Consider the following 16,063-nt stretch of genomic DNA (forward strand, 5'->3'; position numbering starts at 1 on the left):
CCCCGCACTCGCGGCCTAGCGGCGCTTTCTTCCCATTTACGAGGTCAACGCCGCACCCATCATTAACCACCCCTCAACCAAATTCCGTCATCCCCTCGCCATCACGGGTCACAGGACCGGGCGAGGGTGATGGCGATGATCGGCGCGACTTCTGCGGCACAGGCGGGCGAGACGGTGGACGTCGCCATCATCGGCGCTGGCCCGGCGGGGCTCACCGCCGCCTATCTGCTCACCAAAGCCGGCTATAGCGTCGCGGTGCTCGAGAAGGATCAGCGCTACGTCGGCGGGATCAGCCGCACCGTCGAGCACCAGGGCTTCCGCTTCGACATCGGCGGCCACCGCTTCTTCTCCAAGTCGAAGGACGTGGTCGATCTCTGGAACGAGATCCTGCCGCACGACTTCATCGAGCGCCCGCGGATGAGCCGCATCTATTACGAGGGTAAGTTCTACAGCTATCCTTTGCGCGCGTTCGAGGCGCTCGGGCATCTCGGCATCGTGCGCTCGACGCTCTGCATGGCCAGCTTCGCCAAGGCGCGATTGCTGCCGCGCCGGCGCGTGCGCAGCTTCGAGGACTGGACCGTCAACGCCTTCGGCCACAAGCTCTACTCGATCTTCTTCAAGACCTATACCGAGAAGGTATGGGGCATGCCGTGCGACGAGATGAGCGCCGACTGGGCGGCGCAGCGGATCAAGGGCCTGTCGCTCGGCAAGGCGGTGATCGACGGGGTCAAGCGCTCGCTCGGGCTCAACAAGCGCCCCAACGACGGGATGCAGGCCAAGACGTTGCTCGAGAACTTCCGCTACCCGCGGCTCGGGCCGGGGATGATGTGGGAGGCGGCGCGCGACCGCGTCGTCGAGCGCGGCGGGCAGGTGCTGATGGGCCATTCGCTGCGCCAGCTCCACCACCATGCCGCGAGCGGGCGCTGGACCGTGTCCGCCGACACCGCCGCCGGCATCACCACGCTCGACGCCGCGCACGTGATCTCCTCGGCGCCGATGCGCGAGCTCGCCAGCCGGCTCCACCCGCTGCCCGCGGCGCTGCCCGAGGCGGCCAACCTCAAATATCGCGACTTCCTCACCGTCGCGCTGATGATCCGCTCGCCCGAGCTGTTCCCGGACAATTGGATCTACATCCACGATCCCAAGGTGAAGGTCGGCCGCATCCAGAACTTCCGCTCCTGGTCGCCCGAGATGGTGCCCGATCCCGCGATCGCCTGCGTCGGCCTGGAATATTTCTGCTTCGAGGGCGACGGGCTGTGGACCTCGAGCGACGAGCAGCTGGTCGCGCTGGCGACGCGCGAGATGGCGGCGCTGGGGCTGTGCGACCCGTCGCACGTCGTCGGCGGCACCGTGGTGCGCCAGGAGAAGGCCTATCCCGTCTACGACGAGGATTATGCGCAGAACGTCGACATGCTGCGGCGCGAGCTGGAGGGGCGCTACCCGACGCTCCACTGCGTCGGCCGCAACGGCATGCACCGCTACAACAACCAGGACCACGCGATGATGACCGCGATGCTGACGGTCCGCAACATCCAGGCCGGCGCGCGCGTGTACGACACCTGGGCGGTCAACGAGGACGCCGAATATCACGAGAGCGGGCGAGAGGGCGAGGCCGCGGCGCTGTCCAGCCTGCGCCAAGTGCCCGGGCGGATCGGCGCGGACGTGCGTCGCGCGGCGTGACGCGATGACGTTGCGGCGGCATCCCGCCGCCCCGGTGCTCGCCGGCTGGCTGCTGATGTCGCTGCTGCTGGTGGCGGCGAGCTGGGACGCGATCCGGGTGCGGCTGTTCCTCGACGCCGACGACGCGATGCGGCTGCTCGAGGTGCGCGACTGGCTGGGCGGCCAGGGCTGGTTCGACGTCGCGCAGCACCGGCTCAACCGCGGCGACTTCCCGATGCACTGGTCGCGCCTGATCGATTTGCCGCTGGCGGGCACGATGCTGGCGCTGCGCCCTTTGCTGGGTGCGGGCGGGGCCGAGCGCGTGGCGCTGGTGCTGGTGCCGCTGCTGACGCTGCTGGCGGTGACCGCGCTCGCCGCGCTGCTGACGCGGCGCGTGGCCGGGCGCACGCGCGTGCCGTACGCGGCTTTGCTGGTGGCGCTCGCCTCACCGCTGTTGTTCCAGCTCCGCCCCCTGCGGATCGACCACCACGGCTGGCAGGTCGTCGCCGCGCTCACCGCCGCCGTCGCGTTGCTGGCGCCGCCGACACGGCGCAGCGGCGCGCTCGCGGGCGCGGCGCTGGCGGTGCTGCTGACGATCTCGCTCGAGGGGCTGCCGATCGCCGCCGCCACCGCGGCGATCGTGGCGCTCGGCTGGGCGTGGCGGCCGGCGCGCGGCGCGATGGTGGTGACGCTCGGCTGGACGCTGGCGGGCACGGCCAGCGCGCTCCACCTCGCCACGCGCGGGCCGCTGTGGGCGCAGCCGGCGTGCGACGCGATGGCGCCGGCGTGGCTGTCGGTGCTGTGGGTCGCCGCGGCGGGGCTGACCGTGGCGGTAGGGACGGGGCGCTTGGTGGGAGGGCGGGCGCTCGCCTCACTACTTCCGTTATCGCGGACTTGTTCCGGGATCCAAGGCGCCGCTCTCCCTTCGCCGTCGAGGGGCTCGGGGGCATCGACCCCGGAACAGGCCCGGGGTGACGGAGAAGATAGCGCGACGGCTCCTCCCGCCCGTGCTCCTGCGCATGCCGGAGCCCCGAGCCGCTCCGCGCGCCGCTCGCCGCTTCGGGGTTTTGCCTCTGCAGGAGCACCCGTCCAGCTCGCGCTCCGCCTCGTCCTGCTCGCGCTCGCCGGCGTTGCCGCGGCGGCGACGCTGCTCCTGCTCGCCCCGGGCTGCCTCGCCGGACCGTTCGCGACGCTGCCGCCGCTGGTCTATCGCCTCTGGTATCTCAGCGTGCTCGAGGGCCGGCCGCTGTGGGACCAGTCGCCCGCGCTCGCCGCCGCCGCCATCGGCCTGCCGCTCGCCGGGCTCGCCGGCACCGCGCTGGCGCTGCGCCGCCTGCCGCCGCGCGGGCTGACCGAGGCCGCGCGCGAGCGCTGGTGGCTCTACCTGCTGCTGCTGCTCGCCGCGACCGCGATCGCCGTCTGGGTGAGCCGCGCCGCCGCCACCGCCAACGCGCTCGCGGTGCCCGGCGCCGCGGTGCTGCTCGCGACCTTGCTGGCGCGCGCGCGTCGGCTCACCGCGCCGTTGCCGCGCACGCTCGCCACGCTCGGCGCGCTGCTGCTCGCCTCTCCCGGCCAGGTCGCCGCCGCCGCGCTGCTGCTCGTGCCCGGCCCGGTCGAGCGCGCGCGCGACGACTCGCCCCGGCCGAGCTGTGCCGCCGCGACCGACGTGCGCGCGCTCGCCGCTTTGCCGCCGGGAACCGTCTTCGCCCCGCTCGATATCACCCCCGAGCTGCTGGTGAGCACGCGCCACCGCGCGATCGCGGGCGGCTATCACCGCGGCGCGCGCGCGATGGAGCGGGTGCTGCTCGGCTACACGCTGCCGCCCGCGCGCGCCCGCGCGATCGTGGCGGCGAGCGGCGCCGACTATCTGATCGCCTGCCCCGGCCTGCCCGAGCTGGCGCAATATCGCGCCGCCGCGCGCGATGGCCTGTGGGCGCGGCTGGAGCGCGGCGAAAGGGTCGCCTGGCTAACACCGCTCAAGGTGCGCGGCCCGGTGCTCGCGTGGCGAGTCGCGCGCGCCCCCTTGCCCGCGGGGGCCGCGCGCCCTTAAGGCGCTCGCGATGCAGGCAGACCGGCTCCATTGGTGGCAGACGCGGTGGTTCGTGCTCGCCGCCATGCTGGCGGCGTGCGTGCCGCTGCTGTGGCCCGACATCCCACCGATCGTCGACCTGCCCGGCCACATGGGGCGCTACCGCGTCCAGCTCGACCGCGGCGCGCACCCGTGGCTGACCGACTGGTACCAGTTCCGCTGGTCGCTGATCGGCAATCTCGGGGTCGACCTGCTGATCGAGCCGCTCGCGCCGCTGATCGGGCTGGAGCCGGCGGTTAAGCTGATCATTCTGACCATCCCCGCGCTCACCGTCGGCGGCCTGCTGTGGATCGCGCGCGAGGTGCACGGGCGCATCCCGCCGACCGCCCTGTTCGCGCTGCCGCTCGCCTACGGCTATCCGTTCCACTTCGGCTTCGTGAACTTCGCGCTGTCGATGGCCTGGGCTTTGTGCCTGTTTGGCCTGTGGCTGCGGCTGGCGCGGCTGGGGCGGTTCACGCTGCGGGCGGCCTTGTTCGTGCCGCTGTCGTGCCTGCTGTGGGTGTGCCACACCTTCGGCTGGGGCGTGCTGGGCGTGCTGGCCTTCTCGAGCGAGCTGATCCGCCAGCACGACCTGCGCAAGGATCGGGCCGGGGGGCACTGGCTGGAGAGCTGGGTGCGCGCCGGGCTGGGCTGCGTGCCGCTGGCGCTGCCAATGGTGCTGATGGTGGCGTGGCGCTCGGGCGCGGACGTCACCGGGCAGACCGCCGACTTCTTCTACTGGCGCACCAAGATTGCCTGGATCGTGATGGCGCTGCGCGATCGCTGGCTGTGGTTCGACGTCGCCAGCATGGCGGTGATCTACCTCGTGCTGTTCAAGGCGGTGCGCGACCCGCGGATCGGCTATTCGCGCCACCTCGGCCTGTCCGCGCTGCTGATGCTGCTGGTGTACATCCTGCTGCCGCGGATCGTGTTCGGCTCGGCCTATGCCGACATGCGGATGGCGCCCTTCATGGTGGCGGTGGCGGTGATCGCGATCCGGCCCAAGCCCGGCGCGGACCTGCGCCACGCCGCGCTGCTCGCCGCGGCGGGGCTGAGCTTCTACGCGGTGCGCCTCACGGCCACGACGATCAGCTTCGCGCGCTTCGACGCCGACTACGACGCCGAGCTCGCCGCGCTGCCGCACGTGCCGGTGGGCGCGCGGCTGATCAGCTTCGTCGGGCACAATTGCGTCAACGCCTGGCGCATGTCGCGGCTGGAGCATCTGCCGGCGATCGCGCTGGAACGGCGGCTGGCCTATACCGATGACCAATGGTCGATGGCGGGGGCGCAGCTGCTGACGGTGCGCTACGGCGACGCGGGGCCTTACGCGCACGACCCGACCCAGATCGTCACCTCGGTGAAATGCCCGTACGAATGGTGGCGCCCGGCCAATTACGCGCTGGCGCGCTTCCCGCGCGACGCCTTCGACTATGTCTGGCTGATCCGCCCGCCGGCGTACAACCCGCGCTTCACCGCCGGGCTGGTGCCGGTGTGGCGCTCGCCATCGAGCAACTCGGTGCTGTTCCGCGTCGATCATGACGCGCCCGCGATCGACGCGACGGACGAGGAGCTGGGCGTGCCCAAGTGGCTGATCGAGCGGATGCAGCGCCGCCGCGAGCGGCTCGAGCGGCTGCGCGAGCGACAGGAGCGCGAGCAGGAGCGGCTGGAGCGGCTGCGGGTGGAACAGGAGCGGTAGCAGGCCAAGGGGCGACGACGCTCGGCAGATCCTCCCCGTTCCGGGGAGGATCGGCGCCTCACCCCCGCCGGAACGGCGTCATCTCTCCCAGGAACTCCTGCTCCTGCGCCACCGCGGCGCGCTCGCGCACGAGGAAGTCCGCCACCGCGCGGCGGAACGACGCGTCGGGGATGTAATGCGCCGACCAGGTCGGTACCGGGACATAGCCGCGCGCCAGCTTGTGCTCGCCCTGCGCGCCCGCCTCGACCGTCTTCAGCCCGCGCGCGATCGCCGCGTCGATCGCCTGGTAATAGCACAGCTCGAAATGGAGGAACGGCACCTCCTCGGTGCAGCCCCAGTAGCGGCCGTACAATGCGTCGTCTCCCATCAGGTTGAGCGCGCCCGCGATCGGCACGCCGTCGCGCTCGGCCAGGATCAGCAGCACGCGCTCGCCCAGCGCAGCGCCGAGCAGCGGGAAGAAGGCGCGGGTGAGATAGGGGCGGCCCCATTTGCGGCTACCGGTGTCCTGGTAGAAGCGCCAGAAGGCGTCCCACTCGCGCTGGCCGATCGCCGCGCCGCTGAGATGGCGGATCGTCAACCCCTCCACCGCGGCGGCGCGCTCCTTGCGGATCGCCTTGCGCTTGCGGCTGGCGAGTTCGCCGAGGAAGTCGTCGAAGCTGGCATAGCCCTGGTTCTGCCAGTGATATTGCGTGCCCTCGCGGATCAGCCAGCCGGCGCGCTCGAACTGCGCGATCTGGTCGGGCGCGACGAAGGTGGCGTGCGCGGAGGAGAGGTCGTGCCGGTCGGTCACCGCCTCCAGCGCGGCGATCAACGCGGGCGCGGCGGCGGGATCGCGCAGCAGCAGCCGTGGCCCCGGCACGGGGGTGAAGGGCACTGCGACCTGGAGCTTGGGATAATAAGCGTCGCCGGCGCGCTCCCACGCGTCGGCCCAGCCGTGGTCGAAGACATATTCGCCCTGGCTGTGGCTCTTGGCATAGGCCGGTGCGATCGCGGCGGACATGCCGTCGGCGCCGTCGACCACCACCGGGATCGGCTGCCAGCCGCTGCGCCCGCCCACGCTGCCCGACTCCTCCAGCGCGGCGAGGAAGGCGTGGCTGAGGAAGGGGTTGGCGGTGCCGGCGCAGGCGTCCCACTGGTCGGCGGGGACGGCGCCGACCCCCTCGGCGATTCGCGCGGTGAGCGAGGTCATCGCCGCCTAATTAGGGCGGCGCGCGTGGGGGTTAAAGGATGGAGCGGCGGGATGCGCGGTTTATCCCCGCGGCTTGGATGTCACCGCGCGCTTGCGACCGCTACCGCCATCCCGGACGTGCTCCGGGATCCGCCGCTCCGAACGTGAAACGGTGTCCGGGTATGCGGCACCGTGGATCCGGACCGGGTCCGGGATGACGGATCGCTGGTGGCGAGGGATGTCGCGCCCCCCGCCCCCACTCAGAGCGAGGCGGCGACCTCGACGATCGCGTCGACCTCCACCGCGGCGCCGAGCGGCAGCGCCGCCACGCCCACCGCCGAGCGCGCGTGCTTGCCGGCGTCGCCGAACAGCTTGACCATCAGCTCGCTGGCGCCGTTGGCGACCTTGGGCTGATCGGTGAAGTCGGCGGTGGAATTGACGAACACGCCGAGCTTCACCACCCGCGTGACCTGCTCGAGCGAGCCGAGGTGCGCCTTGAGCTGCGCCACCAGCATCAGCGCGCAGCGCTGCGCCGCGTCCTGCCCCTGCTCCAGGCTGACGTCGTCGCCGAGCCGGCCGGTGACGACCGCGCCGTCCTTGAAGGGCAGCTGGCCCGAGACGTGGAGGAACCCGCCCGCCGCGACGACGGGGACATAGGCGGCCACCGGGGCGGCGGCCTGGGGCAGCGTCAGGCCGAGCTCGGCGAGCGCGCGGTCGATACGATCGGTCATGCGCTTCCCCTGCGGCGCGCGCCCGCGCGGGTCAAGTCGGCGCCGGTCGGGTCCGGGTCGATGCCGCATCACGCCCAACGCCGCGCCGCATCGCGCCGTGCGAAATTTCTCGCGGCGCGCCGCGGCCGGCACGCCGCCCTTTCTATCATGGGCTCAGTTCGAGTGAGCACGTCCCGGTCCGGCAGCGCGCAGCATGATGCCGGCCAGCGAAGGGGCGGCCGGGAGGGGGTGACGGAACATGGCAGACCAATCCTCGACTGATTCCGCCGTCGCTGTCGCGCACGGTACCGCAGCGATCGCCCGCCGCGAGGTCGTCCTCGCCGGCCTGGGCCTCCTCTCCAGCGCGAGCCTCGCCGCGGTGCTCGGCGGCGGGCGCGACAGCGAGGTTGCGGCCGCTGGCACCGAGGCGGTTGCCGCGATCGAGCGGCGGCCGCCGGGCGCGGGGTCGGTATCGCCCGGCGCGGTGTCGGGTGCGGCGCCGATCCTGCCGATGCTGCCGGGGAGCACGGCGGACGCCTTCGCGCGGCTGATGGCCTATGACCCGGCGGCCGACCCGGACGCGGCCTATTTCCGCTCGGCCGTGCCGCTCGCGCCGCGGATCGCGCCGTTCGCCGCGACACAGGCGCACCCGCGGCTCGACCCGCGCGCCGGCGCCGCGACGCTGGCCACCACCAACCGCACGATCGCGCCCGACGCGCCCGACGTCTGGCGCGCGGTGCGACATGCGACCACCCCGGCGGGTGGCGTCCAGGTGGCGCGGCGGCTGGGTGTGCACGACATCGTGGTGCAATGGGGCGGCACCGGGATCGTCCCCAACCCGGCGCTGACCGACGCGGCGCATCGCAACGGCGCGCTCTGCCTCGGGACGATCTGGCAGCCCGACGCGCGATTGTTCGACGGCAGCGTGGTGCCGGTCGAGCGCGTCGCGGAGAAGCTGGTCGCGCTGGCGCGCTACTTCGGGTTCGACGGCTATTTCGTCAATCACGAGCTCGGCTCGGCGCAGGCCAAGGCGCAGGTCGCCGGGCTCATGGCGGCGATGCACGCGGTGGCGCGGCGCGCGCGCGTCGCGCCGTTCCACCTCCAGCATTACGACGGGCACGGTGACCTCAGGGACCTGTTCGCGCCCGACGCGAGCGGCGCCCCCGCCGCCGACACCGTGATGATCGACCAGGGCTGGAGCGGCTATAACGGACCGGGCGGCTGCTGCACGAGCTGGCCCGCCGACCCGGCGACGCTGGCGGCGGGGGCGAGCGCCTTCCAGCGCACCCCCGCGGACGTCTTCTTCGGGCTGCAGCTCTATCCCGGACCGGGCTTCATCGGCGCCGCGGCGCCGCGCGTGATCAGCCCGGACGGGGGCAGCGGCCGGGAGGGTGGCACCGCGGGCGGCGGGCTCCAGCTCTACTCGGTCGACGACGGCTGCCTCAACCTGTGGCGCGCACGCCAGGCGGGGCGCGGCGCCGCCTTCCTCGACGCGGCCGCCGACGTCGCGACGGTCGAGCGGCTGGTCTACAGCGGCCAGACGCAGAACCCGGCACTGTCGAACGCGCCGAGCGCCGCGCAGCAGGCGGTGTACGACAGCGGGCGGCTCAGCTGGGGCGACACCACCCTCTACCGCCTGTCCGAATGGGCGACGACCGACGGCACGCTCGCGCGCTTCAGCCCCGACCAGGCCGACCTGCCGATCACCTACGGCGTGGCCAATTTCATCGCCGAGCGCTCCGTGATCGGGGCGGCACCGTTCGCGACGCACTTCAACGAGGGCGAGGGCCAGGCCTTCTTCGTCGAGGGGCGACGCGTCAGCGATACAGCGTGGTTCAACCTCGGCATCCAGGACGTGCTGCCGACCTGGCAATGGTGGCGCGCGCCGTTCGAAGGGCTGACCGATCGCGCCGCGGAGGCGCCCGGTCTGCTGGAGGTCGGCCTCGACCAGGCGATCGCCTATGACGGCGGCTCGTCGCTGCGGGTGTACGGCCTGCTCGGCGTCGGCGCGGCGACGCGGGTCCATCTGTTCAAGACCGACATCGCGGTTGCGGGCGCGACCGCGGTCGAGCTCGTGACGCTCGCCCGCGCGGCGGATCGCGCGCGCACCCGGCTCGGCCTGATCTTCGCCGACCGGCCCGACCGGCCGGAGTGGCTGCCGCTGCCGCCCGGCTGGCCCGCCGCGGGCGAGGGCGGCTGGACGCTCAGCCGGCTCGATCTCGGCCGCTTCTCCGGCCGCCGCATGGCGAGCATCCTGCTCGGGTTCGAGCCCGGTGACGGCGGCGCCGCGCCGCTCGACCTGCGCGTCGGACGCTTCGCGATCACCGGCGAGGAACTGGTCTCGCTCGCGCCGCCGCGCGGGCTGCGGCTCGACCGCCGCGTCACCGACGCCGCGACCGGCGCGATCGGGCTCGGGCTGCGCTGGGAGGACGACGGCCGCTTCGACGTCTTCCGCGTCGACGCGCAGGGCGGCGCGCGCCGCTGGCTCGGGCGCATCGACGGCCGGTGCTTCTACGCTCCCGCCGCGCTGCCGGCGGGGACCGAGTCGGCGATCATCGAGGTGCAGGCGATCGGCGACGGCCGGCGCGGCGGCGCGGCGCGGCTCCGCGTCTGATCCGGGGGGATCGCGGCCCGACGCGCGCGCCGGGCCACCTATCAACGAGAGGGGAGAAGAGAATGACCATCCTGCGGCGGCTCGCGCTTCTGGCGAGCGTTTCCACGCTGACCCTGCTGCCGGCCGCCGCTTCGGCGCAGCAGCCCGCCGGGCCGGCGGCGGGCGGCGCACCTTCCCCGCAGGGCGACGAGGCCGCCGCGCAGGAGATCGTCGTCACCGGCATCCGCGCCAGCCTTGCCTCGGCGCTCTCCGCCAAGCGGCTCGCGCCCAACGTGATCGACAGCATCTCCGCCGAGGACGCGGGCAAGTTCCCCGAGGTGAACGTGGCCGAGTCGCTCCAGCGCGTGCCCGGCGTGCAGGTGGTGCGCGGCTTCGGCCTGGGGCAGCAGATCGCCGCGCGCGGGCTGGGGCCCGACTTCACCAACGTGCTGCTCGACGGGCGCACGCTGCCGTCCGACACCGGCGCCTGGTCGGCCGACGGCGGCGGGCGCGGGCGCAGCTTCAACTTCGACGTGCTGCCCGCCGACATGATCTCGCGCATCGACGTCAACAAGACGATGCTGCCCGGCCTGACCGAGGGCGGCATCGGCGCCACCGTCAACATCCTCACCCCGCGCCCGCTGACGATCGGCAAGAGCTATGGCGCGCTGTCGCTCGGCGGCATGGCGGTGGAGCGCGCCCACACCGTACGCCCCAATGTCAGCGGGCTGTATTCCTGGGTTAGTCCGGCCAGAACCGTGGGCGTGCTGGTGTCCGGCTCCTACGCCGACTTCCGCATGTCGGGGGATTATGCGCGCATCAACCAATGGGATGCCGCCGCCTTCCACGTCGTGCGCGGCGGCGCCGCCGCGCCGGTGGTCACCTCGGAGCAGCTCAACGGCCCGCGGCAGGCGAGCTACGGCACCTATGACGGTGGCACGAAACGCTATTTCGGTAGCGTGGCGCTCCAGGTCGCGCCGAGCGACCGGCTGACGCTGAGCGCCGACGGCTTCTACACGCGGCTCGACCAGAAAATCGGCGACTCGATCGTCAACCTCGTGTTCGGCAACACGATCATCGACCCGACGGTGGACCGCGACGGCATCGTCACCGCCGGCACCTATCCCGGCCAGGCGTTCCTGAACGCCCCCGCGGTCGCCGCCGCGCTGGCGGGAAGCCAGGTGGCGCAGCCGCAGAACCTGTCGGTGATCCGCTCGCGCGACCGGCTCGCCGAGAGCTATGACCTCGGCCTCAACGCGGCGTGGCGGCCGAGCGACGCGCTGACGATCACCGCCGACGTCTCCCACGGCCGCGCCACCGGCGACAAGCGCTTCGATCCCTATGTGCTGATCGGCAACTACGCCGCCAACAACGTCAGCTACGCGTTCAAGCAGGGCAACCCGCAGATCGCGACGAGCGACACGGTCTTCACCGATCCCGCGCGGATCCGGCTCGGCTATTCGGGCAATTGGGGGCAGACGGTCGACGATCGCCTCACGGAGGCGCAGCTGGGCGCGCGCTGGCGCCCGGGCGGGTCGGTGATCGGCGCGATCAGCGTCGGGGCGGACTATCAGGACCGTACCAAGGGGCAGGACAATGACAGCTCGCGCTCCGATCCCTACGACACGCTGACCTTCCCGGTCGACCCATCGCTGCTGCGGCCGATGACTCTGGGGGACGACTTCCTGCGCGGTGCGGTCAAGCCGCCGAGCCGCCAGTTCTTCGGCTATGATCCGCACCGGCTGATCGCGTGGCTGTCGCAGCCCGCGCAGCTCGACCGGCGCGGCCAATATAGCAGCAGCTACCTGCCGACGCGCGCCGCCGATGGGACGACCAGCTGCACCGGCAATTGCGCGCTGATCGAGTCCGACCCCAAGATGCCGGGCGGCCCGCTCGCGCTGGTGTACGATCCCGGCGGCAGCTTCGCGACGCGCGAGCGGGTCGCCGCCGGCTATGCCGACGCGACGCTGGGCGCGGGCGCGCTGTCGGGCAATGTCGGCGCGCGCCTCGTTCACGTCGACACCGAGTCGCGGGGATACGGCGCCACCGTCACCGCGATCACGCTGCCGTCGGGCGGCACCAATTACGTGTTCACCTATTCGCCCGCCGGCCCGCAGGCGCAGGGCGCGCGCTACACCGCGGTGCTGCCCTCGGCGAACCTGAGCTACGAGATCACCCCCGAGCTGCTGCTGCGCGGCGCGGTGGGGCGGGCGCTGAGCCGCGCCGACCTCAACGACCTGCGATACGGCGAGTCATGGAGCGGGCAGGCCGGGCGGCTGACGCTGGGGCTGGGCAACCCGGCGCTCAAGCCGCAGTTCGCGACCAATTACGACCTGTCGCTTGAATATTATCTCTCGAAGGTGAGCTACGTCTCGGTCGCCGGCTTCCGCAAGGATCTGTCCGATCTGTTCCAGTCGCGCACCACGCAGGTGACGCTGCCGCTCGCGCCCGAGCGAGTCTTCGTCACCCAGACGGTCAATCTCGCGCGCGGGCGGGTCGACGGCGTCGAGGTGGCGGCGCAATATACGCTGGACGATCGCTTCGGCTGGCTCTCCGGCCTGGGCGCCAGCGCCAATTACACGCATGTCGACGCGAGGACGCGCGATGCCGCGGGCGCGTGCGGCTTCACCGGCATCTCGCCCGACTCGTACAATGCCAGCGGCTTCTACGATAACGGTCGGCTCGAGCTGCGCGCCTCGTACAACTGGCGGTCGCGCTGGACGATGGCGTGCGACTGGAACGGCCCCGGAGTCGACCAGGTCCATGCGGCCTACGGCCAGGTCGATCTCGCGCTGCGCTACGATTTCAATCCGGCGCTGCAGCTGTTCGCCGACGTCACCAACCTCGCCGATGCCGACAATCTGATCTACGGTGGGGTGGAATCGCGCTTCATCGAGCGCGGCATCTCCTATCGCCGTGTCAACGCCGGGGCGCGGCTGCGGTTCTGACGGGCGGGGCGGCGGCGCGCGACCACGATGGTCAGGCCCGTGCCGCCGCCTCCGCCGCCGCCGCGGGCTCACCCGCGGCGAAGCGCGCGTCGATCCAGGCCTCCGCCGCGCGCCAGTCGTCGATCCGCGCGTGCGCCAGCGGCGCGGCGGGCACGCCCGCGGCGAGCGCGGGCTCGGCGATCATGTGGAGCCGCCACACGCCGGGCGCGTGCTTCGCCACCGATTCGTGGTGGTGCGGCAGGTCGTCGACGAAGACGGTGACCGGGTCGCCGTGTTCCGCCACCAGCCGCGCCACCGGGGCGCCCTTGCCGCCCTGGTTGCACTCGACCCGATGCGCGATCCCGAAGCGTTCGAGCTGTTCGACGCGGTGGGTGCGGCACTGGTCCTCGAGGTTGGTGAGGATGACGATGTCGGCGCGCTCGGCCAGCCGCGCCAGCGCCTCGCCGGCGTGGGGCACGAGCGTCTGGCGCGCCATCTCGGCGGGGAAGAAGCCGCCGAGATAGCCGAACATCTCTTCCTGGGTCAGCGGCGCCCCGCCGCGCCGGCGCATGTTCTTGGCCAGTTCCCAGCTGTCATAGCGGAACTCGATGTCGTGCGCTTCGTCGAGCCAGGTGGCGAAGTGGCGCACCATGTGGAGTAAGACCTCGTCGCAGTCGCTGATCAGCAGCGGTCGGGTCATCGTGGCGCTTCCTCCAATCGGGCGCGCGCCGCGACCAGCGCGGCCGGGGTGGTACCGGTCGCCGCGGCGCAGGCGAGAAGATCGGGTTCGTGCGCCTCGAGGAAGGCGAGGCACGCGGCCAGCACGGCAGGGTCGCGCAGCCGCGCGCGCAGATCGTCGGGCGCGAGCCCCGTCACGCCGATCAGTCGCTCGGCGCGCAACGGTTCGTTAAGCGTCCAGGCGAGAGCGTCGAGCGCGATCGTGGCCGCGTCGGGCTGGTTTGGATCGGTTCGGACCATTATCTATCTGGCGTCAGAGGAGAAAGCGGCGCGTGGCCAAGCGGGTGCTCGTTGTCGAGGACAATGAACTCAATCTCAAGCTGTTCTGTGACCTGTTGCGGGCGCACGACTTCGCGGTCGAGCCGGTGCGCGACGGGCGCGAGGCGGTGGAGCGCACCCGCGCCTTCATGCCCGACCTGATCGTGATGGACATCCAGATGCCGCACGTGACCGGCTATGAGCTGATCCTCGAGCTCAAGGCCGACGCGGCGCTGCGGCATATCCCGGTGATGGCGGTGACCGCTTATGCTGGGCGCGAGGACGAGGAGCGGATCCGTGCCGCGGGGGCGGACGCTTACATCTCCAAGCCGATCACCTTGGCGCGCTTCATCACCGCGGTGGGGGCGTTGGTGTGAGCAGCGCGGCGGTGGCGCCCGCGCGCGGCTGAACGACGGCCTCTGCCTCTTCCTTGTTCCCCGGCGGAAGCCGGGGCCCAGGTGGGAAGGCGGCGGTGTGTCTCACCAGCGTCCCCCAACTGGGCCCCGGCTTTCGCCGGGGAACAGGCTTGTTGGGAAAGGTCGAGTTCCACGACCGTCCGCAATCACTTTCACCCTACAGATCGAGCGCCCAGCCGTCGCGCCCGCGCGGGTCGGGCGCGCGTTCGGGGACGTAGCGGGTCGCCCCCGCCGCCAGCCGCAGGATCGTCCAGTCGCCGCGGCGGTCGACCGCCTCCAGCGCGCAGCCGCAGCGCTCGAAGGCGGCCACCACCTCGGCGCGCTGCGTCTCGAGCAGCCCGGCGAGCACGATCGCGGCGCGCGGCGCGGCGATCGCCGCCACCTCGGGCGCCATCGAGATCAGCGGGCCGGCGAGGATGTTGGCGATCACCAGGTCATAGGGCGCGCGCGCCGCGATCGCCTCGGAGAGCGCGCCGTCCGCCACCACCAGCGCGATGCCGTCGACGTCGTTGGCCACCATGTTCTCGCGCGTCACCGCGATCGCGGCGGGGTCGATGTCGGTCGCGGTCACCTGCGCCGTTGGCCAGAGATGCCGTGCGGCGAAGGCGAGCAGCCCGGTGCCGGTGCCGAGGTCGATGACGTCGCTCACCGTCCGGTCGGCCAGCGAGTCGAGCATCGCGAGGCAGCCCGAGGTGGTGGCGTGATGTCCCGTGCCGAACGCCTGGCCCGCGTCGATCAGGAAGGCGCGGCCGCCCGGCGGCGGCTCCACGGGATGCGCGCTGGTGTGGACGACGAAGCGCCCCTCGCTGATCGGCTCCAGCCCGGCCTGGCTGAGCGTCACCCAGTCCTGCGCGGTGAGCGGGGTGACCGCTGGCTCGGCCGCCGCCGCGCTCGGCACCAGCGCGCGCAGCGCGGCGAGCATCGCGGCGTCGGGCTCGTGCTCCATATAGGCGTCGAGCCGCCAGCGCTCGCGGTCGTCCTCGACCTCCTCGCTCGTCATCAGCACCGCGTCGATCGCGAGATCGTCGGCGGCGTCGATCGCCTCGGCCTCGGCGCGGGTGCAGGGCAGGGTGACGCGCCAGCTGTCGATCGCGTCAGCGGACATAGCTGGCCCCGTTCACGTCGAGCACCGCCCCGGTCATCGAGGGCGGCGCCTCGAGCGCGAGGAAGCGCGCCACCGCCGCCACTTCCTCGGGCTGGGCGACGCGGCCGAGCGGGATGTCGGCGAGCAGCTTGTCGCCGCCGCGGCTGGCGAGATAATCGTCCGCCATGCCGGTCATGGTGAAGCCGGGGCAGATCGCGAAGGCCAGGATGTCCTCGCGGGCATAGCCGCGCGCGATCGTCTTGGTCATCGCCACCATGCCCGCCTTGGCGGCGGCATAATGCCAGTGCGCCGGGCTGTCGCCGCGATAGGCGGCGCGGCTGGCGACGTTGACCAGCCGCCCGCCGCGCCCGCCGTGCTGCCAGTGACGCACCGCCAGCCGGCTGAGCTCGGCCGCGGCGGTGAGGTTGATCCGCAGCGTGCGCTCCCAGCCCGCGACCCAGTCGTCTGTGTCGAGTGGGTTGGCCTCGAACACGCCGGCGTTGTTGATCAGCACGTCGACGCGGCCGCCGAGCCGGTCGAGCGCGGCGTCCCACAGGCGCGCGGGGGCGGCGGGGTCGGCGAAGTCGGCGGCGAGGCCGCTCGCGGTGGCGTGGCGCGCGAGCGCGACGTCGGGGGTGGCGTCGAGCGCGGCGGCGATGGCGGCGCCGATGCCGCGGCTCGCGCCGGTGAGGAGGATGTTGACCATGCGCGCCGCGATAGGACGGAAGCGGGGGGCGGGGCCAGAG

12 protein-coding genes are annotated in these 16,063 nt (G+C 72.4%); 6 read left to right on the forward strand and 6 right to left on the reverse strand.

Annotated features, from left to right (window positions below; genetic code table 11):
• Positions 1-135: 135 nt before the first annotated feature.
• From KZ820_RS11675 to KZ820_RS11685, 3 genes are read left to right on the forward strand one after another with little or no spacing between them, the layout of a single operon-like run.
• Positions 136-1,680, forward strand: a complete 1,545-nt coding sequence (locus tag KZ820_RS11675; RefSeq protein ID WP_219748919.1) for an NAD(P)/FAD-dependent oxidoreductase — start codon at positions 136-138, stop codon at positions 1,678-1,680.
• A 4-nt stretch (positions 1,681-1,684) separates the two neighbouring features.
• A complete protein-coding gene (locus tag KZ820_RS11680; protein ID WP_219748784.1) occupies positions 1,685-3,709 on the forward strand; it encodes a hypothetical protein in 2,025 nt (674 codons plus the stop codon).
• A 10-nt stretch (positions 3,710-3,719) separates the two neighbouring features.
• Entirely contained in the window at positions 3,720-5,423 is a 1,704-nt protein-coding gene (locus tag KZ820_RS11685) for a hypothetical protein (RefSeq protein ID WP_258048104.1), read from the forward strand.
• 58 nt (positions 5,424-5,481) lie between these two features.
• Here the strand turns inward: KZ820_RS11685 and KZ820_RS11690 are convergent, their stop codons facing one another.
• Both KZ820_RS11690 and KZ820_RS11695 read right to left on the reverse strand, forming a co-directional pair.
• Positions 5,482-6,612, reverse strand: coding sequence for a GNAT family N-acetyltransferase (locus KZ820_RS11690; protein ID WP_219748785.1), 1,131 nt, complete (start codon positions 6,610-6,612; stop codon positions 5,482-5,484).
• A 239-nt stretch (positions 6,613-6,851) separates the two neighbouring features.
• On the reverse strand, positions 6,852-7,322 hold the full coding sequence (locus KZ820_RS11695) for a RidA family protein (protein WP_183922007.1): 471 nt from the start codon (positions 7,320-7,322) through the stop codon (positions 6,852-6,854).
• A gap of 238 nt (positions 7,323-7,560) precedes the next feature.
• On the opposite strand from KZ820_RS11695, the gene KZ820_RS11700 reads away from it, so the two are divergent.
• Both KZ820_RS11700 and KZ820_RS11705 read left to right on the forward strand, forming a co-directional pair.
• Positions 7,561-9,915 carry an endo-beta-N-acetylglucosaminidase gene (locus tag KZ820_RS11700; protein ID WP_219748786.1) on the forward strand — a complete coding sequence of 785 codons (2,355 nt, stop codon included), beginning with the start codon at positions 7,561-7,563 and terminating at the stop codon, positions 9,913-9,915.
• A gap of 62 nt (positions 9,916-9,977) precedes the next feature.
• Entirely contained in the window at positions 9,978-12,842 is a 2,865-nt protein-coding gene (locus KZ820_RS11705) for a TonB-dependent receptor (RefSeq protein ID WP_219748787.1), read from the forward strand.
• A 31-nt stretch (positions 12,843-12,873) separates the two neighbouring features.
• On the opposite strand, the gene KZ820_RS11710 is transcribed toward KZ820_RS11705, so the two are convergent.
• Both KZ820_RS11710 and KZ820_RS11715 read right to left on the reverse strand, forming a co-directional pair.
• A complete protein-coding gene (locus KZ820_RS11710; protein WP_219748788.1) occupies positions 12,874-13,521 on the reverse strand; it encodes an HAD family hydrolase in 648 nt (215 codons plus the stop codon).
• A complete protein-coding gene (locus KZ820_RS11715) occupies positions 13,518-13,799 on the reverse strand; it encodes a DUF3572 family protein (RefSeq protein WP_219748789.1) in 282 nt (93 codons plus the stop codon). The genes KZ820_RS11710 and KZ820_RS11715 overlap by 4 nt, the downstream gene beginning before the upstream one ends.
• Before the next feature lie 32 nt (positions 13,800-13,831).
• Between KZ820_RS11715 and KZ820_RS11720 the strand changes: the two genes are divergently transcribed.
• The gene (locus KZ820_RS11720; RefSeq protein WP_219748790.1) at positions 13,832-14,194 is read left to right on the forward strand and encodes a response regulator; all 363 of its coding nucleotides are present in this window, start codon (positions 13,832-13,834) and stop codon (positions 14,192-14,194) included.
• A 196-nt stretch (positions 14,195-14,390) separates the two neighbouring features.
• On the opposite strand, the gene KZ820_RS11725 is transcribed toward KZ820_RS11720, so the two are convergent.
• Together KZ820_RS11725 and KZ820_RS11730 are read right to left on the reverse strand one after the other, a co-directional pair.
• On the reverse strand, positions 14,391-15,338 hold the full coding sequence (locus tag KZ820_RS11725; RefSeq protein ID WP_219748791.1) for a 50S ribosomal protein L11 methyltransferase: 948 nt from the start codon (positions 15,336-15,338) through the stop codon (positions 14,391-14,393).
• Positions 15,328-16,023 (reverse strand): SDR family NAD(P)-dependent oxidoreductase, encoded by a 696-nt coding sequence (locus tag KZ820_RS11730; protein ID WP_219748792.1) that lies wholly within the window; start codon positions 16,021-16,023, stop codon positions 15,328-15,330. The genes KZ820_RS11725 and KZ820_RS11730 overlap by 11 nt, the downstream gene beginning before the upstream one ends.
• Positions 16,024-16,063 lie beyond the last annotated feature (40 nt).

This window comes from Sphingomonas citri (assembly GCF_019429485.1).
GTDB lineage: Bacteria > Pseudomonadota > Alphaproteobacteria > Sphingomonadales > Sphingomonadaceae > Sphingomonas > Sphingomonas citri.

What these genes read in the sequence shown, in the direction of transcription:
- KZ820_RS11710 (WP_219748788.1), bottom strand. Translation starts at nt 13,521, where the DNA reads ATGACCCGACCGCTGCTGATCAGCGACTGCGACGAGGTCTTACTCCAC.
- KZ820_RS11705 (WP_219748787.1), top strand. Translation starts at nt 9,978, where the DNA reads ATGACCATCCTGCGGCGGCTCGCGCTTCTGGCGAGCGTTTCCACGCTG.
- KZ820_RS11685 (WP_258048104.1), top strand. Translation starts at nt 3,720, where the DNA reads ATGCAGGCAGACCGGCTCCATTGGTGGCAGACGCGGTGGTTCGTGCTC.
- KZ820_RS11690 (WP_219748785.1), bottom strand. Translation starts at nt 6,612, where the DNA reads ATGACCTCGCTCACCGCGCGAATCGCCGAGGGGGTCGGCGCCGTCCCC.
- KZ820_RS11675 (WP_219748919.1), top strand. Translation starts at nt 136, where the DNA reads ATGATCGGCGCGACTTCTGCGGCACAGGCGGGCGAGACGGTGGACGTC.
- KZ820_RS11715 (WP_219748789.1), bottom strand. Translation starts at nt 13,799, where the DNA reads ATGGTCCGAACCGATCCAAACCAGCCCGACGCGGCCACGATCGCGCTC.
- KZ820_RS11725 (WP_219748791.1), bottom strand. Translation starts at nt 15,338, where the DNA reads ATGTCCGCTGACGCGATCGACAGCTGGCGCGTCACCCTGCCCTGCACC.
- KZ820_RS11680 (WP_219748784.1), top strand. Translation starts at nt 1,685, where the DNA reads ATGACGTTGCGGCGGCATCCCGCCGCCCCGGTGCTCGCCGGCTGGCTG.
- KZ820_RS11730 (WP_219748792.1), bottom strand. Translation starts at nt 16,023, where the DNA reads ATGGTCAACATCCTCCTCACCGGCGCGAGCCGCGGCATCGGCGCCGCC.
- KZ820_RS11700 (WP_219748786.1), top strand. Translation starts at nt 7,561, where the DNA reads ATGGCAGACCAATCCTCGACTGATTCCGCCGTCGCTGTCGCGCACGGT.
- KZ820_RS11695 (WP_183922007.1), bottom strand. Translation starts at nt 7,322, where the DNA reads ATGACCGATCGTATCGACCGCGCGCTCGCCGAGCTCGGCCTGACGCTG.